Genomic DNA, 22,125 nt, shown 5'->3' with positions numbered 1-22,125 from the left:
CCCGGCTCGGAGGGGCACATCCCGGACGAGAGATACGCATAACTCGATGCCCCGCCACATGCCGGACATCCCGTCGTTCTCGGCGGCCTCGTGGTCCCCAGGCGTACTCCCGGACGCTCACCCGCTGCGAAGTCGGGGCAGCGGCCGGGAGACCTCCGCGGTGCCTCACGGCAGGCCGAGGCCTGCGTCCCGGGCCAGGGCTACGGCTTCCGCGCGGGTACGGGCGCGGAGTTTGGCCAGGATGTCGCTGACCCGGTTGCGTATCGTCTTTTCGGAGAGGGAGAGGCGGCGGGCGATGGAGGTGTTGTCCAGGCCGCGGGAGAGCAGGTCGAGGATCTGTCGTTCCCGGTCGGTGAGTTGGGGGAACGGCAGCGTGTCCTGGGCCGCGTGCGGCGAGGCGAAATGGGCGAGTACCCGCTGGGCGATGCGGGGGCCGAAGACGGCTTCGCCGCGTGCGGCGCCCAGGAGGGCCCGGTGGACGTCCGCGCCGTCGGCCTCCTTCAGTAGATAGCCGCAGGCCCCTGCGCGCAGGGCCGCGAAGACCGAGGCGTCGTCCTCGTCCATGGTGAGGACGACGACCGCGATCTCGGGATGGACGCTGGTGATCTGCGCGGTCGCCTCGAGACCGCCGACTCCGGGCATGCGCAGGTCCATGAGCACGATGTCCGGCAGCAGCCGTGCGGTGGCGGCGATGGCTTGGGCTCCGTCGGAGGCCTCCCCGATGACGGTGACGCCGGGCAGGTCGCCCAGTACGGTCGTCATCCCGGCCCGGAAGATCGGGTGGTCGTCGACGACGAGGACGGTCACCGACTGCGGTTGGCTCATCTCGCCCTCTCCTGCATCGGCGTCCCACGGGGGCGCTCGCGGGTCGGTCAGGCAGTGGCATGTGTCTCCTCTTGGCGAAGCGGCATCCTGGCCTGCACCGAGGTGCCGCCGCCCGGGGCCGGGGTGATCGCCAGCCGGCCACCGACCTCCGCCGCGCGTTCGCCCATGCTGCGCAGACCCACGCCCGCACGGTGGCGGGGCGGGATGCCGCAGCCGTTGTCCTCGACGGTCAGTACGAGAACTCCGGCGGTGATGTGGGCGGTGAGGCTGAGACGGCCCGATGCGCTGTGCTTGAGGGCGTTGCCCACCGCTTCGGCCGCGATTGCGTACGCCGCCACCTCGACGGAGGCGGGGAGTTCGGAGCAGGCAGCGGTGACCGAGCAGCGGCAGGTGGGAACGTCGTAGCCGGCGAGCAGTTCACGTAACGCGCCTGCGAGGCCGAGCTGGTCGAGCACGGCGGGGCGCAGGCCGTTCACGACGGTGCGCAGATCGCCGACTGTCGTGCGCAGCCGGTCCCGTACCACCCTGATGTCGTCCGCGAGCCCGGGGTCGGTGGCCCTGCGGGCCAGGGAGTCCAGCTGGTGGGCGGTACCGGCGAGGGAGGGGCCGATGCCGTCGTGCAGGTCGGCGCGGAGCCGGCGGCGTTCCTCCTCCCGGACGGCGACGATGTGGGCCCGGCTGCGGGCCACGTCCTCGACGAGCCCCGCCGCGTACGCGAGGGTCGCGGCCCGCGCCGCGACCTCCTCGGCCGCGGCCCGCTGCTGCGCGGTCCAGGGCTCGGCCGCACGCCGTCGGCCCAGGTGGAGTTCGCCGACCCGGCGGCCGAGCGCCAGGCAGGGCACGGTCCGCCAGCCCGCACCGGGAACGGGTATGCCGGAGGTCGCCGTCACGGCCGGTCCGGTGAATGCCGCGTACGGCAGGCGCAAAGCGCGGCGGAGCTCGTCGACCAGGAGTCGCATGGCCTCGGCCGGTTCCGAGGCGGGGGCGAGGTGGCGGCCGACGCGGGCCATCACCGCGTACGGATCGTGGCGGTGTCCGAACAGCAGCCGGTCCACGGCCGATTGGACCGCCCCGCGCCCGGCCGCCGCAAGAAGCGCGGCCGCGGCGATCGCGGCCGTGCCGCCGAGCGAACCGGGCGCGAGGGTTCCCACGCCCGCGACGACGGCCAGATAGACGCCGAGGACCAGTCCGCTCAGCAAGGTGAAGACGATGGCCCGGCCGAGTACCACCTCGACGTCGTAGAGGCGGTGGCGCAGCATCGCCACGGCGATACCCGCCGGCGGGCCGAGCAGCCCGGCCGTCATCAGCAGGTCGGTCAGCAGCTCGGGGAGTTGCCCGGTGGTGAAGCCCCCCGCGGTGAGCGCGAGGGTCATCAGGAGACCGCCGAGCATCAGCCACTGCAGCTGGGAGCGCTCCACGCCGCGTGCCGCCCGGGTGCGTAACACAATGAAGAAGCAGGCCGCGGCGGTGCCGGCGGCCATGCACGTACCGGAGGACACGTACATGACAGCGTGCAGCCACTCCGCGCCCCGCACAGCCAGCGGGTTGGCCAGGGCGGGCACCGGGTCGGTGCCACTCGGACGCAGCATCGCGGCGAGGGTGCCGGTCGTGGCGACGGCGATGACGGTCCACGCGAGCACCCGGCGCGGACGGGTGCCGAGCCGTCCGTACGGAAAGAACAGCGGCACCAGAGGGGTCGCGAAGAAGTAGCAGACGAACCCCCAGCAGCCCAGCCAGGCCCCGAACTGCCAGCCGGGCAGGGAGTGTTCAGCGACCAGCTGTGAATACGCCGCGTAATAGGTGAGCAGGTGGTACGGGCCGATCAGCGCGGGCGCCATCATCAGCCAGACCAGCCGATTGCGCGGCTGGACGCGGGCCACCGCCGCGCCGAGCAGCGGCCACACCGTGCCCAGCACCAGATCGCTCCAGAACAGTTCGCTGAGCTCGACCTGCCGGGACAGCGCCGCGTGCACCGGCACGGCGGCAACGCAGCTCACGGCGCCGACTCCCGCGACGGCGTACGCGGCACGGCGCAGCGCGCGGTCCCGTCGGTTTCCTCGGTCCCCCCGGCCCATGGGGACATGGTGGCGTACGGATATCCCGGGCGAAAGGGACTGGTGTCCCTGTTGCCCGGGACGCCGCCGCGTGGACAGTGCTGCTCAACCGTTCACATCCAGGGGAGCTGAGGGTCATGGCAGCAGTGGATCCGGGAGCAGTAGCCGGCGCGGTTCGGTCCGGCGGCGGCAACGGGCGGGCCAAGTGGCCGCTCTATGGGGTCGCGGCAGGCCTGCTCGGTGTCGTTGCCACGTTCGTCGCCGATCCGCGGAGCGGCGTCGTGGAGACGGAACGCGTCGACGCGTCCATCCTGGACGAGGTCTCTCGCGGTACCGCCCACCTGGGCCTGGTGGCGGGGTTCCTCACCGTCGCCCTCCTGCTCGTACTGGCAGCGGCCTGGCGGCGGCAGGTGGAACCGCGGGTGCCGGGCAGTACGGCGGCGCATGTGGTGAGCGGCGCGCTGACGGCCTCGGCGGCCGGGCTGACGTACGGATACGGCTGGAAGGGAGCGCTGGCCATCTATCTGCCGGCGGGGATGAACGAGAAGTCCTTCGGCGACGACGGCCTGTTCGTGTACTTCATGCTCAATGACTTCGGGGGATACATCGGCTGGCTGGGCGTGATCGTGGCGGCCGGGGCGATCGCCTGGATGGCTCTGCGCGAACGCACGGTATCGCGCTGGATCGGCGTGCTGAGCCTGCTGCCGGTGCTGGCCGTGACCGTCTTCGCGGGGGCGACCGGACTCCCCGGCTTCCAGGGCGTGGTCGGGCCGGTGTGGCTGCTGATCGCGTTCGCCGGACTCGCGGCCGGACGCAGCACGATCGTCCGCTGAGCGTCCTGCTTCGGAAGTGAGCGTCCTGCTTCGGACGGGCCGTGCAGCGGTTCGGACGCGAAGCCACCCACCAGCCAACCGGTGAAGCGCCGGATGGCCACCACACGAAGGACACCACTATGCCCACCGCACGACTGCTGACCCTCACCTGCAACGCCACCGAGGACTGGACGGGGGACGACGAGGTGCTCGTCAAGGTCTTCGGCACCCGCTACGGCGAGGCCAACCGCCCCATGAACAACCATCAGAACGTCAACGCCTCCCAGGCCGGCACCGGGCAGAAGTCGGCGGAGTTCAACGCCGACGAGGCCAGCTACACCCTCGTCTACGAAGTGGTGGCCTGACCGACCACCCGACCAGCCAGAAAGGAGCACATGAGCATGGCCAATGCAACGGAGCACGACAACTGGCCCGTGGTGTCCCTCGAACTCGCCAAGCGGGTCCCGCTGAACGCCGGCGCGGGAGACGGCCCCCTCCTCACTACCCCGACACCCCTTTTCGCCGTGGCGAACAGCATCGACATGGCGCCGGTCGGCGCCGGTGCTCCCGGCGTGACGGTGCGGACATTCTGGTGGGGCTTCCACCTGCAGATCGACCACGACACACTGCGGCAGATCCTCGACGCAGCGGACACGGTCAACGAACTGGTGGTCACCGTCGGCGGCACCATTCCCAGCCCCGTACAGCCGTGGATCCTGCTCATCGGCCTGTTCGTCGCTGGTACGCACGAGGCGCTGCGCGGCATCGACCGAGGCCAGGGCATCTACATCAGCATGAGCTGGTTCGCTCCGGGCGTCTTCGTGCCCACCTCGGTCTGAACAAACAAGCCACCCCGGGACGCTACGGCCTTTCAACGACAACAAGGAGAAACGATGCCTGATCCGGGTAGCGAGCTGTCCTCGCTGAATTTCGAAAGTCTCATCGGGGGTCCGATGGTGGCCGCCGTACACGCACAGGTGCAGTCCGCGCTGGCGACGGTGAACTTCGTCAAGCAGGTGGGATTCCGCCAACCGCCGGCGGGCGCCGGGACCCCGGGCGACACGACGACCGGCGACCCCGCGACCGTGACCTTCAGCTACAAGAAGCAGGTGGCCACGGCGGACGGCAGCGGTGTGGAGGAGAAACCCGCCTCGCTGACCGTGCCGCTGCTGTCCATCCTGCCCATTCCGTATCTGCGGATCGACGAGGTGAACATCGACTTCCTCGCGAAGATCGACTCCGTGCAGTTCCGGCAGGTGGACGAGCAGATCAAGGTGGGCGTCGACGCCGACGCCGAGGCGTCCTGGGGATGGGGGTCGGCCCGTATCAAGGCGAGCTTCGCCTATCAGCGCGACACCAAGGAAGGAAGCAAGGACACCCGTTCGTATTCCATGGGGGTCAAGGCCCGCGCCGTTCAGGAGGAGTTGCCCGGAGGCATGGCGAAAGTGCTCGGCATCCTGGAGTCGATGATCCAGGAGAAGATCACGGAATGACCCGCCTGTCGGAATTCGTCGGAGGGCTCGGAGCCGGCCTGGTGCGTGGAAGGGCCCACAGCGATCTCGCCTCCGTGGAAGTCGCCCGTACGTACGCGGCCGAACCGCTCCTGCGTGAGGCGCGGGTGCCCCGTATGACACTGCCCGAGGTCACGATCGAGGTGAAGTGCGCGATCGTGGACGTCGGCGCGGACGACGTGGAGATCCGCGTGACCCCCAGAGAACTCATGGACGTTCCCGCCGCACATCTGTCGACGATCGTCCTGAAGTGGAACGGAGAGGACATCGATCCTGTCCCTCCGAATGAAGGGCCGAGCTGAAGGGCGGTCGACTCGCACCCGCCGAGGCGACCAGCACGCCGGAGCTGCCCGGAGAGCTGCACCCTTGGCGGGTGGTCCACGAGGAGGATCAACTGGCGTCCAGCCTCTCGTCAACAGGAGGCTGGTACACCGACTTTCACACCTCGCGCGAGACGTTCGTGGTCTTTGCCGGCAAGGTCTTCCGCTACCCACGCGGACAAGCCGAAGGCCGCCGCGAAGCACAGGACTACGGCCTCTCCGCCGGTGTCCCTGAACAGCAACTCGACTGGCACGCCTGACCTTTTGATCAACACATCTAGCTGGTGACGGTGACGGCGACAGCGGTGCCCACGGAGACCGCTGCGACCGTCCGCATCACGGCGGTGTTCACCGCTTCGGCGCCCCAACTGGCCTGCTCCAGTTCCTTCGCACGCTCGTAGACCTTGCCCGACCACGGGATGGAGCGGTGGAGGCTCGGCAGGCTGCCGCTTGCGGAGAGCAACCCGATCACGGCCGCTGTACGGGCATCGGGCTCCTCGCCGTAGACCAGGACGGCGCGGACCCTCTCCATGAGGGCCTGCTTGTGCCGGGTGTCCGCGGCCGTCGTGGAAGTCGAACGGAACACACCCAGCGTCTTCTTGCTCTCCCGGCGCAGCATGCCCCGCTCGACGAGTCGATCGAGCACGGTCTCGCGCAGCCCGGTGCCGATCTCGATGAGGAGGGTCTGCACGCCTCGGACCCGGTGGGTGACCTTGTCGTGGGCGGTCCGGAGCACAGGGTCCGACAGCGGGTCGCCGGAGACGGCGTGGACCTTCAGACCGTTCAGTCCCTGGTCGTTCTCGTCGACCATGACCTGTCCGTCGAGAGCGAGCTCGACGAGAACGGCGCCGCCGAGGGTGTAGTACAGCGTGCCGGCTCCCGCGATCGCTCCCGACTTGTCGTCCATCAACAGCAGCATCAGATCTTCGACAATGAGGGTCTCGTTCTGCATGGTCCATTTCCAACCGTTGGCGTCGGGGAGGCTCGGGAGCGGGCCTCATTCCAAGCTAGGTCCGAACGGGCAGTGAGAGCGGCGCGGCCTGTCATCACTGTTCGTGACAAACGTCATGGGTGTCCCGTGACGGCCCGCCCCGGCGATCCTGGGCGTGTCGCCGGGAGGCGCGTCGCTGTCAGGTGTGGGGACCGAACACAGAGGTTCAGACGCAGGAGTTCGTGGCGGGGGTACTGGCCAAGCCGCTGTGTGCCCGCCTCCCATGCGGTGGAGGCGGGCACACAGCGGCGTATGGGCTCGGTCGGTCAGACCCCCGTCGAGTCCTTCACGTACGGCCGTTCCGCAGCGGACTCCGGTGCGGCCGCGGGCGTGGGGCCGCCTTCGCTGAGGCCGAACCGGCCGTGGAACTTTCGCAGGAAACCCGGCGCGTACCAGGCCGAGCGGCCGAGCAGGCGCATCGCGGCGGGGACGAGGATGCCGCGTACGGCGACGGCGTCGATGAGGATGGCCAGTCCGCTGCCCAGGCCGAACAGCTGCATGAAGCTGAGCTTGGCCGTTCCGAAGGCGAAGAAGCTCACCGCGAGCAGACAGGCCGCCGCGGTGACGATGCGCCCCGTGTGCCCGAGACCGTTGGTCACGGCGGACTCGTTGTCCTCGCCCAGATCGTGGAGTTCCTTGATCCGGCTGGTGACGAACACCTCGTAGTCCATCGAGAGGCCGAAGGCGATGCAGAACATCAGCACGGTCATGGACACATCCATCGGCTGTGCTGTGAAGCCGAGCAGGGACGAGAGGTTGCCGTCCTGGAAGATCCAGGTCATGACGCCGAGGGTCGCTCCCAGGCTGATCATGTTGAGGACCAGCGCACGCAGTGGCTGTACGACGCTGCCGGTGAACAGGAAGAGGAGGAGGAAGGTGGTGAGGGCGACCAGGGCCACGGCGAGCGGGAGCCGGCTGCCGACGGAGTCCTTGGAGTCGACCAGTACGGCGTCGACACCGCCGACCAGGGGCTGTGACCCGGCGGGCGGGGCGAGCGCCCGTACCTCGTCCACCAGGTCCTGGGCCTCGTCGGACTTCGGTGCCAGCCCGCTCACCACGTTGATCTGCTGCGCGTCGGGGCGGCCAAGTGCGCTGTTGCCGGGGTCGGTCGCCTTGGACCCTCCGTCGGCGTAGGTTCCCGCGCTGGTCTCGACGCGCACCACGCCCTTGAGCCCGGACAGTTCGACCGCGTACGACTCCAGTGGGGCCTTTTCCATGGCCTTGTCGATGACGACGTGGAGGGCCGAGTCGTCGCTGCCGTTGAACTTCTCCTGCAGTACCGACGAGACCTGGCGGCTCTCGGCGTCCTCGGGCAGCACGCGTTCGTCCGGTGTGCCGAAGGTGATACCGAGGAGCGGGCCCGCCGCAAGGAGCAGGACCGCGAGCACGGGCAGCGCGGTGAGCGCGGGCCGCCGCATGACCGTACCGGCCAGCCGTCCCCAGAAGGGGGCCCGGGCGCTGGAGCGCTCACGCTTCGCCCACGGCAGCCGCCCGCTGTTGACCTTGTGTCCAAGGACGACGAACAGGGCCGGCATGACGAACAGGGTGCTGACGGCCGCGATGGCGACGACACCGACCCCGGCATAGCCGAACGAGCGCAGGAAGTACTGCGGGAACACCATGAGTGCGGCCAGCGCGGCCGCGACCGTCGCCGCGGAGAACGCGACCGTACGGCCCGCGGTGCTCACCGTCCGCCGGACCGCGTCGTCCACGCTCGCCCCCGCCGCGAGCTGCTCCCGGAACCGGCTGACCATCAGCAGGGCGTAGTCGATGCCGAGGCCGAGGCCCAGAGCCGTGGTCAGGTTGATCGCGAAGATGGAGACATCCGTGACGCTGCCGAGGACGAAGAGCTCCGCGAACGTGCCCATGATGGCGATGATTCCGATCGCCAGCGGCAACAGGGCCGCGACCATGCTGCCGAAGACGAGCAGGAGCAGCACCAGGGTGAGCGGCACCGCGATGCCCTCGGCCAGGAGGAGATCCTCGCCCGACTGCGTGCCCATCTCGCTGGTCACGGCGGCGCCGCCGCCTGCCTGGACAGTGAACGCGTCCTTGTACGGTCCGGCGAAGGCGTCGATGACACTCTTGGCGTTCTCGTCCCGTTCGGTGCCCTCACCCTTCACACTCGCGAGCACCATGGCTTCGCGGCCGTCCTTGGAGCGGAGATCGGGGCTGGCCGTGTCCCAGAACGAGACCACGTTCTCGAGGTGCTGTTCCTTCTTGAGGTCGGCCACCAGGGCCCGGCCACTCTGCTGGGCGGCCGGAGCGTCGACACGGCCCTCGGAGGCGCGGACCAGCAGGACCAGGTTCGTCTCCCCGCCGAACTTCTCGTCGATGACCTTCGCGGCCCGGGAGGACTGGGAGGCCGGGTCGTCGTAGCCGCCGCCCAGCAACTTGCCGAACGCGCCGGCGCCCAGGACTCCCATGAGGGCCACAGCCACGACGGCGACGACAAGTACCAGCCGCGACCGGCGAATTGCCAGTTCGGCTATGCGTTCAAACACGCCCGATCTCCTTTGATGTCCATACGGTGAAAACGGCGCGAAACGGCCGGAGTTGAGCAACGTGGGTCCGGCGCGGTGCCCTGCGGAGTCTCTTCACCCCGTCAGAAGCAGGTGCGGTGTCGCACTCTTCGTCGCCGAGAGAGACGTTAGTGACGCACCAGAAGATTTGGCAGTGTTAGATTTTCTCCACACCCCGCAACTCCGGGTGGCCCGCAGAGGCAGCCGTCGTACGGTCGCCGCATGCCCACGGAGGAACACACAATGGCCCCGCCCACTCTGCGCGAGCGACGCCGGGCCGCCGCCACGCAGGAGATCCTGGACGCCGCCGAGCTCCACATCGCCGAGCGAGGGCCCGCGGCCCTGTCCCTTCGAGCGGTCGCCCGCAGCCTCGGCATGACCGTGCAGGCGCTCTACCACTACTTTCCGAGCCGGGACGCCCTCGTCACGGCGCTCGTCACCAAGGCGTACGACGACCTGGCCGATGCCGTGCAGGCAGCCGTCGACACCGCGCCGGACCAACCGGACCTGCCGCGCCTGGTGGTCGCGGCCGAGGGCTACCGCCGATGGGCCATTGCCCATCCCGAGCGCTTCCAACTCATCTACGGAACACCGCTGCGGGACTACGAGGCACCGGTCGACGGCCCCACCACCCAGGCGACGCGCCGGATGAGCGCGATCTTCGAGCGCGAGATGTTCGACGAGTTCACCGCGGAGCAACTCGCCGCGGCCGAAACCCCCGCACTCTCGCCCTCACTCCGGGCATACCTGGAACAACTGCCCCACTACGGTTTCGGACATCTGCCGCCTGCCTCGACCGCTCTCCTGCTGAGCGCGTGGGGACATCTGCACGGCCTCGTCGTCCTGGAGGTGTTCGGGCACACGTCGTTCCTCGGGGAACACCAGGCCGAGGTCTTCCGCATGGCCATGCGGACCCTGATCGAGGACATCCACCGCCGGATCCCCGCACACGTGAGCAAGCCGCGTTAAGAAACTTCGGCGGCGATGTCGAGAACCCGTGGCCGGCTCCGTCCCCGCAGTGAACGCGACCACAATGGGCCGCACCAGTACCGAGGAGAACCACGATGGCCAAGTACCTGCTGCTGAAGCACTACCGAGGCGCCCCGGCCGCCGTCAACGACGTACCCATGGACCAGTGGACGCCGGAGGAGATCTCGGCCCACGTGCAGTACATGAGCGATTTCGCGGCCCGGCTGGAGAAGAGCGGCGAGTTCGTCGACAGTCAGGCGCTGGCTCCCGAGGGGACGTTCGTCCAGTACGGCGGCGAGGGGCGCCCGCCGGTCACCGACGGGCCGTTCGCGGAGACCAAGGACCTCATCGCCGGCTGGATGATCATCGACGTCGACAGCTACGAGCGTGCCGTCGAGCTGGCGGGGGAACTGTCGGCCGCCCCCGGGGCCGGTGGCAGGCCGATCCACGAGTGGCTGGAGCTGCGTCCGTTCTACGGCACGCAGGCCACGGCCACGGAATGCCCTTGGAAGTGAACGAGGCCCTGCTCCGGAGCCTCACGCCGAGCGTGCTCGGGATCCTCGTCCGCCGCGGAGCCGACTTCGCGGCGGCCGAGGACGCCGTGCAGGACGCGCTCATCGAGGCCGTCCGCGTATGGCCCGCCGACCCGCCGCGCGACGCGAAGGGCTGGCTGGTCACCGTGGCCTGGCGCAAGTTCCTCGACGCGACCCGCGCGGACACCGCCCGCCGCCGGCGCGAGGACCTCATCGAGGAGGAACCGGCGCCCGGGCCCGCACCGGCGACGGACGACACGCTCCAGCTGTACTTCCTGTGCGCCCACCCCTCGCTCACTCCGTCGTCCGCGATCGCGCTCACGCTGCGTGCCGTCGGCGGGCTGACCACCCGGCAGATCGCGCAGGCCTACCTGGTGCCGGAGGCGACGATGGCGCAGCGCATCAGCCGGGCCAAGCGCACGGTCTCCAGCGTGCGGTTCGACCAGCCCGGTGACGTGGCCACCGTGCTGCGCGTCCTCTACCTGGTCTTCAACGAGGGTTACTCCGGCGACGTGGACCTCGCCGCCGAGGCCATCCGGCTCACCCGGCAGCTCGCCGCCGTGATCGACCACCCCGAGGTGGCGGGGCTGCTCGCCCTCATGCTGCTCCACCACGCCCGGCGCGCGGCCCGGACCGCGCCGGACGGCAGCCTGGTGCCGCTGGCCGAGCAGGACCGAGGCCGCTGGGACACGACGTTGATCGCGGAGGGCGTCGAGATCCTTCAGACGGCGCTCGCCCGCGACCGCCTGGGCGAGTTCCAGGCGCAGGCCGCCATCGCGGCCCTCCACGCGGACGCGCCCGCCGCCGAGGAGACCGACTGGGTGCAGATCGTCGAGTGGTACGACGAACTCGCGGGCCTGACCGACAACCCGGTCGTCCTCCTCAACCGCGCGGTGGCCGTCGGCGAGGCGGACGGACCGCGGGCAGGCCTGGCGGCGCTCGCCGTACTGGACGACTCGCTGCCCCGCCACACCGCGGTGGCCGCCTACCTCCACGAACGCGACGGCGACCTGGCGACGGCGGCACGCCTGTATGCCGAGGCGGCCGAGAAGGCACCCAACCTGGCGGAACGCAACCACCTGACCCGCCAGGCGGCCCGCCTCAACACCCGCGGGCCTCACTGACTCCCGGCTCCAGCAGCGTGCCGCCCGCGCGGGCGCCCGCTTCCCGCGGCTAGACGCTCTGGCGATCGCGAGGGCCGTCGCCGCGCTGGTCAGTCTGCCGCTGGGCATCGGCGCGTCGGGCAGCACGCTGCTGGAACCGGGGGTGCTCGGTCTGGGGCTGGCGATCGCGGTCATGAGCTCGGGAGTGCCCTACACGTTGGAACTGCTCGCCCTGCGGCGGCTGCCCACGGCGACGTTCGCGGTGCTGACGAGCCTGGCGCCGGCCCCTGCCGCTACGGCCGGCTACCTGGTCCTGGACCAGGGGCTGTCGCTGCCGCAGTACGCCGCGATCGCGCTGGTGGTCACGGCGAGCGCGGGCGCGGTACGTACGGGCAACCGCTGAGGCGAAGTCCCGGCCGTGCGGCGGCGGATCCCGCCGGCCACCGACTCGGGAACGACTACCTCGGCGGCGAAGACGGAGAGCGGCTGCACCACTGGTCTGCTCCGGACGGGGAGCCCGGACAACTGGCCGCGCTGGCAAGACAGTTCGCGGACGAGATCATCGCGACCGGTGCCGTCCTTGCGGGCCGGCGGACCGCCCGCCCGGCCCGGCAGCCCGGTGGGGCTACCCGCTGGTGACGTACGTGGCCGACGGCATCGAAGGCGCGATGGCACAGGCGAAGCTGTTCGACGTCCTGCCGTCGCAGGTCGAGTTGGAGATCATCCAGGTGATCGACACACCGGAGGCCACCCACATCCGCTACCGGGTCCGCCGCTGAGCCGGTCGATCAGCAGGGGTGGGGTGGTTGGCACGGGTGGTCGAGCCCCGTGTGCGAGGTCGGCGTGTGGGTACCCGGGCACTTCGCCCAACGATGGGCCCAGTGCAGGACCCGATGAAGAAGGAGTCAATCCATGATGATCGTCGGTATCGTTGCCGTCTGCGTCGTACTGCTCGTGCTGGCGTTTTTGCTGCCCAGGCTGTCACGCCACCCCCAAAACGAAACGCAACGGACGCTCGGAGCCGGAGGCCAGGTCGCGGGCAAGGCACCAGGCCCGCTGGGCAGGCTGCTGCGCAAGCCCTTCAGCAGCAGCTCCCGAGCCGTCAGCCGCAGCGGCGCAGCCGGCCGTCGTACGCGGGGCCGTATGCCTTTCTGACTGGCCGCCAGTACCTTGCCGGCGTTCTCACCCGAGACGTTCGGCAAGGAAGGCCGTCGAAGTACCGCATCGAACCGGCCCGCGATGCCGAAACAGTGCCGGTTCGCTCTGCGGAACCCGCAGTCCGGTCGCACCGCTGACGCCTTGCCGTTCCCGACCGGGCACCAAGTTCATCGCGACGCTTTGAGCGTCCTTCCGAACGCCAGTACTCTCCGATCAGGGGCGGGGAGTCACGGTGAACGTGCCGCTCAAGTACTCGCAGCACGTGGTCATCACGCTGACAGTCCAGGCACCGGCCGCCGCGTCGGACAGATCGAGGGTCGCGGTCAGTGTCCGGTTGTCCGCGGAGACCGACTGCGTCGTGGCGGTCAGGGTCTTGCTGCTCCGGGTCAGCCGTACGGTGGCGTTCGCGGGCAGTGCGGTGCCGGTCACCGTGAGCGTGACCTTACTGCCGGCGACCCCGGTGCCCGGGCTGACCGCGGCGACCGTAACCTTGTCCGGGCCGCAAGGCGCGTAGGTGCAGGCCAGCTTGGCGCTGTAGGCGGTGCTGGACGCCTTCTCCGGCAGGCCGAGCACGAACAGGCTCGGGCTGGCCGCCGAGGACGAACCGCCCACCGTGCACTGACTGCCGGAGGGTGACAGTGTGCAGCCGTTGTTCCAGGCGCTGTTGTACAAGGCGGGCACCGCGGTGGCGGTGGCGCCGCTGGTGTCAGTGATCTCCGCATCGAAGCGGTCGAGACCGGCGGTGGGCAGGACCGCGCACACCGCGGTATGTGACTCGTCGAGGGTTCCGGTGACCGGCCCATAGCCGTAGGACACGGACGGGACTCTGGTGCACTCTGGCGACGGGCCGTCCGCGGTCGCGATGCGCAGGGCGTCCAAGTGGTACTCGGGTGCGGCCTTCAGCGTGGCCGGAGTCTGCACCAGGACCTGGTGGGTGGTGGACCCCGTGGCCGCGCAGGAGCGGTTGCGGAAGGAGCACTCGGCGGTGCCGTCACCACCGAGGACGAGGATATTGGCGGTGCCCAGCGCGTCCCGTACGTCGAGGTGGATGACATCCGTGGTGGCGTCGGTGGTGACCTGATGGCAGTTCAGAGAGCCGGGGTCGCCGTACGTACCGAGGACGGACGGGCCGCCGACCTTGGCCGCGGTGGTCTGTACACAACCTGCCGAGTGGGCGGTCGAGGTGACATCGCGCCGAGTCAGCGTGTAGGTGGCGGTCTGGTCGCGGCCGGTGAAGAGCACGGTGTGGGCCACGCCGGGGGTCAGCGGGCAGAGCGTCCAGCCGTTGGTGGTGGCAATACGGTCGCAGACCTTCTTGCCGGTGGAGTCCAGCACCGAGAACTTCGCCGGTACACCGCCGGAGGTGGCGGCCAGCTGGAAGACCTCGACGTCACTGTGCGCGCCCGCCGGGACACTCAAGCATTGCGAGAAGGCGCCGTTACCGGTGGTCAGCGTGGCCTTGGCGCCGTTGGCCGCAAAGCTGCCTGCGGACAGGACGGGGCAGTCGTTCGCGGCATCGGTGCGGTGGAAGGCGATGGAGTACGGACCCGTCGCGTCCTCCCCGCTGTCCTCGGTGTGTACCAGCGCGCGGAAAGGAGCCGTACCGGTCAACGCGCAGTCACCGCTGCCCAGTTGGGATGCGCTGCACTGGGCCGTGCCATCCCGGTCGAGAACCTCCACGTCGACATCCACGCCGGAGGAGGAGAGCGGGGTCAGCGCGGCGATCCTGGCACCCTGTGGAGCGTCCAGTGCCAGGCAGTCGTACTGCCCGACTGTGCTCAACTCGCCCTGGTGCAGGCCGATCCCGGTCGCCCGGCACCCGGCGTTGGAGGCACGGTCGAGGACGGCCAAGCCTGTCCGGGAGCCAGGGAAGGGATATGTGCCGTCGAGGACGGCCGTGTAGGTGCCCGGTGCCTTGATCGGGCACGGGTCGGCTCCGTACCGGCACACGCTCAGCCCTGCCGCGTCGTAGACCCGGGCCACCGCGACCGCCCGGTCCTCGCTCACCGAGTGCACGGTGTACGGGCCTGCCGCGCCGGTGGTGAAGGTGAAGCACGGGTTGGTGGTGAAATCCTGCTGCTCCAGCGGGCCGTATGGGCGGACCGGTGCGGTGGTGCAGCCCTGCGGGTCGCTGAGCCGACGCACCTTCACCGCGTACTCGGTGGGGAAGCCGTTCTCCGCGCGCCATACAGTGGAGATCGCCCGGTAGGGGCCGTCGCCGGGCAGGAGACAGCTGTCCTCGTTGTCCTCCGGGAACCGCTCGCAGATACGGGCGCCGGTCGCATCGGTGATCCAGGCGAGGGAGTCGCCGTACACCTTGGAGCCGTAGGTGAGCCGGACTCGGTCGCCCCGCTCGCCCTCGAAGGGCTGGCAGTCCACTTCGACCGGACTCACGGTCGTACGGGTGGCTTCCGGTTGGTCCCAGTTCGTGCCGGCGGGGTCTGCGCAGCCCCGGGTCGAGCCGAGCGGCACGAAGGTGACCGACGTGTCCTCGTCCTCCCAGCCGGTGTTGACGACCCTCAGCGTGTAGGCGCCGGCAGCAGGCACCGCGCACATGCCTTGCGTGGCGTATGCGTCGCCGGAGCAGTCCACCTCGCTGCCGTCGTCGGCGATCAGCTGCCTGGTCATCTTGTTGCCACTGCTGTCCAGCGCTGGTGCCAGATAGAGGCCCGGTGTCACGACGGTGACGGTGTAGCAGACGCTTGAGTCGGGCGCGACACGGGCCTTGCCGACGGCGTCGCCCGGATCGCCGAAGGGGGCGAGCGCGAGTGGCGTGCACTCCTCGTCGGCAGCGACGGCGGGGCTTGCCCCGGTCAGGGTCAGCATTGAGGCCAACAGGGCGGTGAGAGCAGCGAACACGGCCGGAACCAAGGCCGCCCGCCCCCGTCTCGCAGGCAGACAGGAGTCGTCGTCCGACATGTAATCCCCTCTGGATCATTGGTAGTTGAGGGGATGGTCGCACACAGGTGTGACACAGCACTCATGAATATCGAGGGGCTCAAGAAGGCGCAGTCTCGTGGTGGTGCCCAGCTGTCCGGTCGGCGATCCGTGCCGATCGTGCGCACCCCCGCCCTGGCAGAACCCCGTGAGTCTGCCAGGGCGGGCCGAACCACTACAGGTTCCCGCGCGACGGGCTGGTCATGGCGCCGTCGCGACAACCGTCGGCCCCGCGTGGTCGGGCGGCGGGAGGCGGCGGTACGGGAGGGTGGTGGCCGGAAAGAGGAGCGGGTCAGCGGGTGAAGGTGGTCCGGTGCTCCTTGAGCGCCTGGCAGTTGGAGCCGGTCACCTGCACGTACACGTTGTTGATGTGGCCGCCCCAGTCGACGCAGTGGGCCTTGCCGTACACATAGGCCGGACCCGCGTACGACGTGTACCGCCCGTAGTCCTCCGCACTGTCATCGGTGTCGGGGACGTAGATCCAGGTGGACATGTCCACCGCGGTGCCGGGGTTGTTGCGGATCGTCGCGACGCAGTTCTCGCCGTTCGACGAGTTGTACGTCAGGTAGACGGTGCCCAACGAGCCGATGGGCGCCGAGTTCACGGTCTTGTAGCTGCTTCCGCAGACCTTCTGCGGTGTGGTGTTGGGCGCGGCGGAGGCGGGCGCCGCCAATGCGGTGGTGGCCCCCATCGACAGAGCCGCCAAAGCGGCTCCGGCCAGGACAGAACGGTTGAATCTCATATTTCCCCCTTGTGCTTCTTGCAGGCGTTTGCTCCTGCCTGGTGTGACACGCGGGGCATCCGAATGGTTGTGCATGGTTCGCGCGGTAATCCCGTGCCGAGGAATCGCCCCTCGACCCAACACGCTCCGGACGGCGGCCTGTTGAGCGACATCGCTCCTCGAACTCGGCTCGCTCGGTGGCCTGACCTCGCGGCGCCGGACGGCGGCAGCACCTCCCGCGGCGACGGCTTCGTGGCCGCGAGAGGTGAGCGCGACACGGCGGATGCGGGCGTCGTGGGGGTCCGCGAGGCGTTCGGTGTAGCTGAGCGATCGCCAACTGGGGCCCAAATCAACGGACATGGAGGGCCGGACGCGGCCGGTGCGCGTCAGCTCCGGGTGATGTCCTTGGATGCCGCTCGGGCGAGGGTGTCCGCCACCGTTGTACAGGTGAGTCGTGCCACGGAGCGCAGTTCGGCGTCCGAGGTGCCGGCGCGGCTCAGGACGGCCAGGGACTGGTTGACGGCGACGACGAACGTGGCGAGCTCGTCGAGCGTACGGGCGTCGGCCGAGGAGTCCGCCAGTGCAGCGCGTACTCGTTGGTGCTGCACGTTCAGCAGGGCACGCACCTGAAGGCTGTTCTCCTCCTTCAGTGTCAGTGACTGCGCGGCGGACTGGGCGATGAGGCACCCCACGGGGACCGACGGGTCGGCGATACGGCCCAGGACCACGTCGAAGAATGCCTCGACGGCGCGCACCGGATCACCGGGGTGTGCCGCGAGCGCCTGCTCGTACTTGGCGCCGTAGATCGACGCATAGCGGTCGAGGCACTGGCCGAACAGGGCTTCCTTGTTGCCGAAGGCGCCGTAGAGGGAGCCGCGGCCGAGGCCGGTGGCTGAGCCGAGGGCGTCGAGCGAGGCGTCCGCGTATCCACGCTGCCAGAACACCCGCATGGCCTGGTCCAGGGCCGCACTGATATCGAACTGCTTCCGGCCGGACACGGCGTGCACCTCCCGTTTCGTGATCCTGCTGTCCGTTTCGTGTTCCTGCCATGAGTCTACCCACATCTTGGATCGATCGGTCGAGCCATCTTTGACCGATCGATCCAAGATGGTTAGCGTTGCGGTCAGTGGTTCTCGCACTCGAAAGGCCGCACGATGATCGACGACATCACGCCAGACGCCCGCGTACAGGCGGTTCCGCCCGTCGAGGGGCGCCGGGCGCGCGCCGGATTCTGGCTCGTAGCCGCGGTGTACACCCTGGTCATGCTGGGTGGAACGCTGCCGATTCCGCTGTATGCGCTCTGGGCGCCACAGATGGGATTCGGGCCCTTCACCACGACGCTGATATTCGCGGTCTACGCCTTGGGCACCGTGCTTGCGCTGATGGTGTTCGCGTCGCTGTCCGACCGCGTGGGCCGCCGTCCCCTCCTGGCCGCCGCTGTGCTCGCCGCGGGCGCGAGCACAGCGCTGTTCCTCGTCGCTCACGATGTCGGAACCCTGCTGGCGGCACGGTTCCTGTGCGGCCTGAGCACCGGTGTCTTCACCGCCACGGCGACCGCGGCGCTCGGTGAACTCGCCGGAGCCGAGCGCGGTCGGCGGGTGTCGATGGTCTCCACGGCGGCGAACATGGGCGGACTGGGGCTCGGGACTGTCGTCGCCGGTCTGTTCGCGCAGTACGGAGCCGACCCCACGCACCTGGTCTTCTGGGTCTACCTCGGCAGCCTGGTGCCGGCGGTCCTGGCCCTCATCGTCACTCCGGAGACCGTCACAACCCGGCAGCGACTGGCTGTGTCCGTGCGCCGCCCGACCATTCCCGGCCGGCAGGCGGGGCGGACCGAGTTCCTGCGGGCCGGCACAGCCGTCCTTGCCGCGTTCGCGGTCAGCGGTCTGTTCTCTTCGTTGGTGCCTTCCTTCCTCCGGGAACAGTTGCACGTCCACAACGTCGCGGCTGTCGGTGCGGAGGTCGGGCTGCTGTTCATCGTCGCCCTGATCGCGCAGGTGGCTGCCCCGGAGCGGTGGGTCTCCGGGCGCTGGCCGGCGCCGGCGTTCCTCGTGGCGGGCGTCGCGGTGTTCGAAGTCGGGCTGTGGGCACGGTCATTGCCCACGTTCGCTGCCGGAACGCTGCTCGCCGGTACCGGCATCGGCCTGGCCTTCCGCCGTGGCATCGGGGTGGCCCAACGGCTCGCCGACCCCCGGCGCAGGGCGGATCTGCTCTCCACGTACTTCCTCTTCGCCTACACCGGCACGATCGTGCCCACGCTGGCGCTGGGACTCCTCGACCAGACCATCAACCAGGACGTCGCCACCCTGATCCTCGCCGTCGCCGTCATTGCAACGACCCTGGCGAGCACGCTGAACCGCCCCACTGCCGCCCATGCCTGAGCGGCCACCGCACTCAGCGGCTCCGCGCCTCTCCCGCCCACTCTGCAAGTTCTACGGCAAAGGATGATCATGAGTCTGTTGTCCACCCACCTGCCCAATCCCGAAGGCCCCGGTTCCGTCTCCCAGGTGCCGAACCTCCCGGCCCGATTCACCGAAACCTTCACCAGCCGGTACGTCGACACCGGTGAACTGCGCCTGCACGCCGTCACCGGCGGCGAGGGGCCGCCGGTGCTCCTGCTGGCCGGCTGGCCCCAGACCTGGTACGCCTGGCGACTCCTGATGCCGTCCCTGGCTCAGGACTTCCATGTCGTCGCGGTCGATCCGCGCGGCGTCGGGCTGTCCGACAAGCCCCTGGGCGGGTACGACACCGGCACGCTCGCACGCGACATGGTCGCGCTGATGGACTCGCTCGGGCATCAGCACTTCGCCATGGTCGGGCACGACGTCGGAATGTGGACCGGCTACGCCCTGGCCGCGGACCACCCCGACCGGCTCGACCGCCTGGTCGTCGCCGAGGCCGCGATACCGGGACTGTCTCCTTCCCCGCCTCTCTTCGGCAGCCAGGAGGCGAACGACCGCCTCTGGCACTTCGCCTTCAACCGCCTCACCGACGTCAACGAGCAGTTGGTCAGCGGACGGGAACAGCTCTACTTCGGGCGCCAGTTCGCCACGAAATCCGCGAAGCCGCTGCCCGACTACGCCGTCCAGCACTACGTCGACACCCTCGCTGCCGACCCGGAAGCCCTGCGATCCAGCTTCGAGTTCTACCGCGCACTCGATGCGACCATCGCGCAGAACCAGAAGCGCCGGACCCGACGGCTGTCCCTCCCCGTCCTGGCGATCGGGGGCGCGGAGAACATGGGCACATCGGTCAGCGAAACGATGAAGCTTGCCGCCGACGACGTGGAGAGCCTTGTCCTCCCCGAGTGCGGCCACTACCCCGCCGAGGAAACCTCAGAGGCGATGCTGACCGCGGTGACCAAGTTCCTGGCCCCATACCGGGACGGGCAGACCGCGGCAGACATTCCCACGGCACGGGGTGCCAAGGCCTAGCGGCCGGGCAGCAGACCTGGGGCAATGACACATCGGACGCCTCGGGGGAGTGGGTGGACCGGCAGGCCACCAATTCCGTCGCCCCGGAGCAGGAAGAGCCCGACCGATTAGGTTGGTTCGCTGCGCCGCGCGGGCCCCGCCGTGCGGACGTCCTGCGGGACTACGCCGGCAGGTTGACCGCGGCGATGCCCTTGTCGGTGGCCACGTACACATGCCGGTTGTCCACCACGGGTCGGTAGTCCGTCAGGACCCGCGTCTTGGGAAAGGCCAGCACCTGCTGCGGGGCGCCGTCGCGGTCCACGACGAACAGCTTTTCGCCGAGGAACGCGTAGATGAGGTCCTCATGGACGGTGGGCCCGCTGCTGCTCGCGCCGCTTCGGCCGTCCATCGTCCAGACCTCGGACCCGTCGTCGAAGTCGACGGCCACGAGCCTGCCGTACGACGTGTGGACGACCAGGCCCTTGGAGCCGACGCCGTCGGGCGGGACGACGGCGGTCTCGTTGAACTCGGCGGGCCGCCTGTCGGCGGATGCCGTCTCGAATCCCGACAGCCGTGTTCCCTTCTCCGCGTTGAGGGTGATCAGCTTCTCGGAGGAGACGGCCACGTAGATCACGTTCTCCGACACGACCGGAGGCTCGTCCGCCCGGTCGGGCAGGGAGGCCCGCCAGGCCAGACTCCCGTCGGAGCGGTATGCGCGAACCATGTGTTTGTCGGCGAACACGTCGGTGGTCACCAGCACGAGTTCGCCGGCCAGCACTGGAATCGTGTCGTATTGGTCCCCGGCGAACGTGCGCTCCCAGCGCACGCGGCCGCCGACATCCACCGCGCACAGCTTCTGTCCGTTGCCGTACAGGCAGTAGGCGCCGTCGTCGGTGCTCACGGCCGCGCCGACCGTGCCTCCGTACAGGGGTGGTTTGCCCAGATCCGTCTTCCACAGCTCCCTGCCGTCCGGAGACACGGCGTGCAGCTTGCCGTCCACGCCCCCGAAGTACAGGGTGTCGCCGTCGGGCGACAGCGTCACGCTGGGGCCACCCGCCTCGCTGAGCCTGGCGTTGCCGTAGGCCCAGTCCACGATCGCGGGCTGCGGCGTGGCCGGGGGACGTGCCGACGGTGAGGAGCTGCCACCGGCGTCGTCTCCGTCGCCGCCCCGATCCCGCAGCCACATCCACGCTCCGGTGCCGACACCGGCGGCGGCCAGCGTCCCGGCCGCGAGCCCCTGGAGCAGCCGTCGACGGGACGGTCGTGCCGAGGGCGCGCCGGTGACCGTCAGCGGAGCCAGGTACTCGACCCGGCTCTCCTGACTCCCGGAGTCCCGCTCGGGAAGCCATCGCTCGACGCCCTCGGAGGATTGGGGGACGGCGGCGGCCGTGTACCACCCCGGGTGCCAGCTCTCCCGCAGTGACTCGGGCGTGTGGGACACCGCCGACATCACCTCGCCCGGGGTGGGCCGTGCCTCCGGTTCCTCCCGCAGGCAGGGCTCGACGAGCCACCGTATGGCTTCAGGGACCGTGGACAGGTCGAAGTCCCGGTTCATGATGCGCATCAGGATCACCGCGTCCTGGCCCTCGCCGAAGGGCTCACGCCCCGCTGCCGCGTAGGCGAGGACCGCGCCGAGCGCGAAGACGTCGCTCGGCGGCCCTACGTGGCCGTTGTTGCGGATCTGCTCGGGCGAGACGTACCCGACCGAGCCGACGACGGTTCCGGTGCGGGTCAGCGCGGTCGCCTCCAGCGCCCGCACGATGCCGAAGTCGATGACCCGCGGCCCGTCCTGTGCCAGCAGGATGTTGGACGGCTTGAGGTCCCGGTGGACCATGCCCTGGCCGTGGATCGCGATGAGCGCCTCGCTGAGGGCGGCTGCCAGTGACCGCACTGCTTCCTCGGGCAGCCGGCCGTGGTCCAGGATCGCGTCGCGCAGATTCGGGCCGTCGATGAACTCCGAGGCCATCCAGGGCAGTTGGGCATCGGTGTCCGCGTCGACGACACGGGCGATGTACGTCCCTGGTCCGCCTACGGTCCGCGCCGCCCGCACCTCCTGACGGAAACGGGCCCGGAAGGTCCGGTCCTCGGCATGCTCGGCCCGCACCAGTTTGACGGCCAGCCGCTGTCCGGCAGGCGCTTCGGCGAGGTAGACCTCGCCCATGCCGCCCGCGCCGAGTCTGCCCAGAACCGCGTACGGGCCGATCCGCCGAGGATCCGTTTCGCGCAGCGCCTGCACCTCGAACTCCCCCTGTTCGC

Annotated in this window: 21 protein-coding genes and 1 pseudogene; 14 read left to right on the top strand and 8 right to left on the bottom strand. The window is 69.6% G+C overall.

What is annotated here, in order from left to right; translation table 11 throughout:
• Positions 1–165: 165 nt before the first annotated feature.
• Both ACFWXQ_RS07420 and ACFWXQ_RS07415 read right to left on the bottom strand, forming a co-directional pair.
• Positions 166–825: a response regulator gene (locus ACFWXQ_RS07420; protein WP_383954320.1), complete on the bottom strand. Its 660-nt coding sequence runs from the start codon at positions 823–825 to the stop codon at positions 166–168.
• Between the two features lie 47 nt (positions 826–872).
• Entirely contained in the window at positions 873–2,900 is a 2,028-nt protein-coding gene (locus ACFWXQ_RS07415; protein ID WP_383954318.1) for a sensor histidine kinase, read from the bottom strand.
• Positions 2,901–3,016: 116 nt separating this feature from the next.
• On the opposite strand from ACFWXQ_RS07415, the gene ACFWXQ_RS07410 reads away from it, so the two are divergent.
• From ACFWXQ_RS07410 to ACFWXQ_RS07385, 6 genes are all read left to right on the top strand, one after another.
• A complete protein-coding gene (locus tag ACFWXQ_RS07410) occupies positions 3,017–3,712 on the top strand; it encodes a hypothetical protein (RefSeq protein WP_383954316.1) in 696 nt (231 codons plus the stop codon).
• Positions 3,713–3,831: 119 nt separating this feature from the next.
• Positions 3,832–4,056, top strand: coding sequence for a hypothetical protein (locus ACFWXQ_RS07405; RefSeq protein ID WP_383954314.1), 225 nt, complete (start codon positions 3,832–3,834; stop codon positions 4,054–4,056).
• Between the two features lie 36 nt (positions 4,057–4,092).
• On the top strand, positions 4,093–4,530 hold the full coding sequence (locus ACFWXQ_RS07400; protein ID WP_383954312.1) for a hypothetical protein: 438 nt from the start codon (positions 4,093–4,095) through the stop codon (positions 4,528–4,530).
• 54 nt (positions 4,531–4,584) lie between these two features.
• Positions 4,585–5,184 (top strand): DUF2589 domain-containing protein, encoded by a 600-nt coding sequence (locus ACFWXQ_RS07395; protein WP_383954310.1) that lies wholly within the window; start codon positions 4,585–4,587, stop codon positions 5,182–5,184.
• A complete protein-coding gene (locus ACFWXQ_RS07390; RefSeq protein ID WP_383954308.1) occupies positions 5,181–5,504 on the top strand; it encodes a hypothetical protein in 324 nt (107 codons plus the stop codon). Before ACFWXQ_RS07395 ends, ACFWXQ_RS07390 begins: the two co-directional genes overlap by 4 nt.
• Positions 5,505–5,575: 71 nt before the next feature.
• Positions 5,576–5,782: a hypothetical protein gene (locus tag ACFWXQ_RS07385; RefSeq protein ID WP_383954306.1), complete on the top strand. Its 207-nt coding sequence runs from the start codon at positions 5,576–5,578 to the stop codon at positions 5,780–5,782.
• A gap of 17 nt (positions 5,783–5,799) precedes the next feature.
• Here the strand turns inward: ACFWXQ_RS07385 and ACFWXQ_RS07380 are convergent, their stop codons facing one another.
• Both ACFWXQ_RS07380 and ACFWXQ_RS07375 read right to left on the bottom strand, forming a co-directional pair.
• Positions 5,800–6,474, bottom strand: coding sequence for a GPP34 family phosphoprotein (locus tag ACFWXQ_RS07380; protein WP_383954304.1), 675 nt, complete (start codon positions 6,472–6,474; stop codon positions 5,800–5,802).
• Between the two features lie 305 nt (positions 6,475–6,779).
• On the bottom strand, positions 6,780–9,017 hold the full coding sequence (locus ACFWXQ_RS07375) for an MMPL family transporter (RefSeq protein ID WP_383948410.1): 2,238 nt from the start codon (positions 9,015–9,017) through the stop codon (positions 6,780–6,782).
• A 240-nt stretch (positions 9,018–9,257) separates the two neighbouring features.
• On the opposite strand from ACFWXQ_RS07375, the gene ACFWXQ_RS07370 reads away from it, so the two are divergent.
• The 6 genes and pseudogenes from ACFWXQ_RS07370 to ACFWXQ_RS07345 all read left to right on the top strand — a co-directional run bounded on the left by ACFWXQ_RS07370 (position 9,258) and on the right by ACFWXQ_RS07345 (position 12,795).
• Positions 9,258–10,004: a TetR/AcrR family transcriptional regulator gene (locus ACFWXQ_RS07370; RefSeq protein ID WP_383948413.1), complete on the top strand. Its 747-nt coding sequence runs from the start codon at positions 9,258–9,260 to the stop codon at positions 10,002–10,004.
• A 95-nt stretch (positions 10,005–10,099) separates the two neighbouring features.
• Positions 10,100–10,519: a YciI family protein gene (locus tag ACFWXQ_RS07365; RefSeq protein WP_383948416.1), complete on the top strand. Its 420-nt coding sequence runs from the start codon at positions 10,100–10,102 to the stop codon at positions 10,517–10,519.
• Positions 10,516–11,661, top strand: coding sequence for an RNA polymerase sigma factor (locus ACFWXQ_RS07360; protein WP_383948460.1), 1,146 nt, complete (start codon positions 10,516–10,518; stop codon positions 11,659–11,661). The genes ACFWXQ_RS07365 and ACFWXQ_RS07360 overlap by 4 nt, the downstream gene beginning before the upstream one ends.
• 22 nt (positions 11,662–11,683) lie before the next feature.
• A pseudogene (locus ACFWXQ_RS07355) lies at positions 11,684–12,043 on the top strand (EamA family transporter); the annotation flags it as partial.
• 232 nt (positions 12,044–12,275) lie between these two features.
• Positions 12,276–12,419 (top strand): hypothetical protein, encoded by a 144-nt coding sequence (locus tag ACFWXQ_RS07350; protein WP_383948419.1) that lies wholly within the window; start codon positions 12,276–12,278, stop codon positions 12,417–12,419.
• Between the two features lie 133 nt (positions 12,420–12,552).
• Positions 12,553–12,795 carry a DUF6411 family protein gene (locus ACFWXQ_RS07345; protein ID WP_383948422.1) on the top strand — a complete coding sequence of 81 codons (243 nt, stop codon included), beginning with the start codon at positions 12,553–12,555 and terminating at the stop codon, positions 12,793–12,795.
• A gap of 216 nt (positions 12,796–13,011) precedes the next feature.
• Here ACFWXQ_RS07345 and ACFWXQ_RS07340 read toward each other — a convergent pair whose 3' ends face one another.
• The 3 genes from ACFWXQ_RS07340 to ACFWXQ_RS07330 form a co-directional block, all read right to left on the bottom strand.
• Positions 13,012–15,717, bottom strand: coding sequence for a Tat pathway signal protein (locus ACFWXQ_RS07340; RefSeq protein ID WP_383948425.1), 2,706 nt, complete (start codon positions 15,715–15,717; stop codon positions 13,012–13,014).
• Between the two features lie 310 nt (positions 15,718–16,027).
• Positions 16,028–16,477, bottom strand: a complete 450-nt coding sequence (locus ACFWXQ_RS07335; RefSeq protein WP_383948428.1) for a spore-associated protein — start codon at positions 16,475–16,477, stop codon at positions 16,028–16,030.
• A gap of 365 nt (positions 16,478–16,842) precedes the next feature.
• Positions 16,843–17,454, bottom strand: coding sequence for a TetR/AcrR family transcriptional regulator (locus ACFWXQ_RS07330; protein ID WP_383948430.1), 612 nt, complete (start codon positions 17,452–17,454; stop codon positions 16,843–16,845).
• A gap of 156 nt (positions 17,455–17,610) precedes the next feature.
• Here ACFWXQ_RS07330 and ACFWXQ_RS07325 point away from each other — a divergent pair, with 156 nt between their 5' ends.
• Both ACFWXQ_RS07325 and ACFWXQ_RS07320 read left to right on the top strand, forming a co-directional pair.
• Positions 17,611–18,837, top strand: a complete 1,227-nt coding sequence (locus ACFWXQ_RS07325) for an MFS transporter (RefSeq protein WP_386267735.1) — start codon at positions 17,611–17,613, stop codon at positions 18,835–18,837.
• A gap of 69 nt (positions 18,838–18,906) precedes the next feature.
• Entirely contained in the window at positions 18,907–19,890 is a 984-nt protein-coding gene (locus ACFWXQ_RS07320; protein WP_383948436.1) for an alpha/beta fold hydrolase, read from the top strand.
• A 160-nt stretch (positions 19,891–20,050) separates the two neighbouring features.
• On the opposite strand, the gene ACFWXQ_RS07315 is transcribed toward ACFWXQ_RS07320, so the two are convergent.
• Entirely contained in the window at positions 20,051–22,105 is a 2,055-nt protein-coding gene (locus ACFWXQ_RS07315; RefSeq protein WP_383948438.1) for a PQQ-binding-like beta-propeller repeat protein, read from the bottom strand.
• Positions 22,106–22,125: the final 20 nt, after the last annotated feature.

Source organism: Streptomyces sp. NPDC058697, from assembly GCF_042715345.1.
Classification (GTDB): Bacteria; Actinomycetota; Actinomycetes; order Streptomycetales; family Streptomycetaceae; genus Streptomyces; species Streptomyces liliifuscus.
Note: the sequence above shows the minus strand (reverse complement) of the source record. Positions and strands in the feature narration are given on the sequence as shown.

Bases quoted from the DNA above. Each gene is read 5' to 3' on its own strand.
- ACFWXQ_RS07415 (WP_383954318.1), bottom strand. From the start codon at position 2,900: ATGGGCCGGGGGGACCGAGGAAACCGACGGGACCGCGCGCTGCGCCGT.
- ACFWXQ_RS07390 (WP_383954308.1), top strand. From the start codon at position 5,181: ATGACCCGCCTGTCGGAATTCGTCGGAGGGCTCGGAGCCGGCCTGGTG.
- ACFWXQ_RS07325 (WP_386267735.1), top strand. From the start codon at position 17,611: ATGATCGACGACATCACGCCAGACGCCCGCGTACAGGCGGTTCCGCCC.
- ACFWXQ_RS07370 (WP_383948413.1), top strand. From the start codon at position 9,258: ATGCCCACGGAGGAACACACAATGGCCCCGCCCACTCTGCGCGAGCGA.
- ACFWXQ_RS07400 (WP_383954312.1), top strand. From the start codon at position 4,093: ATGGCCAATGCAACGGAGCACGACAACTGGCCCGTGGTGTCCCTCGAA.
- ACFWXQ_RS07320 (WP_383948436.1), top strand. From the start codon at position 18,907: ATGAGTCTGTTGTCCACCCACCTGCCCAATCCCGAAGGCCCCGGTTCC.
- ACFWXQ_RS07365 (WP_383948416.1), top strand. From the start codon at position 10,100: ATGGCCAAGTACCTGCTGCTGAAGCACTACCGAGGCGCCCCGGCCGCC.
- ACFWXQ_RS07395 (WP_383954310.1), top strand. From the start codon at position 4,585: ATGCCTGATCCGGGTAGCGAGCTGTCCTCGCTGAATTTCGAAAGTCTC.
- ACFWXQ_RS07405 (WP_383954314.1), top strand. From the start codon at position 3,832: ATGCCCACCGCACGACTGCTGACCCTCACCTGCAACGCCACCGAGGAC.
- ACFWXQ_RS07420 (WP_383954320.1), bottom strand. From the start codon at position 825: ATGAGCCAACCGCAGTCGGTGACCGTCCTCGTCGTCGACGACCACCCG.
- ACFWXQ_RS07345 (WP_383948422.1), top strand. From the start codon at position 12,553: ATGATGATCGTCGGTATCGTTGCCGTCTGCGTCGTACTGCTCGTGCTG.
- ACFWXQ_RS07380 (WP_383954304.1), bottom strand. From the start codon at position 6,474: ATGCAGAACGAGACCCTCATTGTCGAAGATCTGATGCTGCTGTTGATG.
- ACFWXQ_RS07410 (WP_383954316.1), top strand. From the start codon at position 3,017: ATGGCAGCAGTGGATCCGGGAGCAGTAGCCGGCGCGGTTCGGTCCGGC.
- ACFWXQ_RS07340 (WP_383948425.1), bottom strand. From the start codon at position 15,717: ATGTCGGACGACGACTCCTGTCTGCCTGCGAGACGGGGGCGGGCGGCC.
- ACFWXQ_RS07335 (WP_383948428.1), bottom strand. From the start codon at position 16,477: ATGAGATTCAACCGTTCTGTCCTGGCCGGAGCCGCTTTGGCGGCTCTG.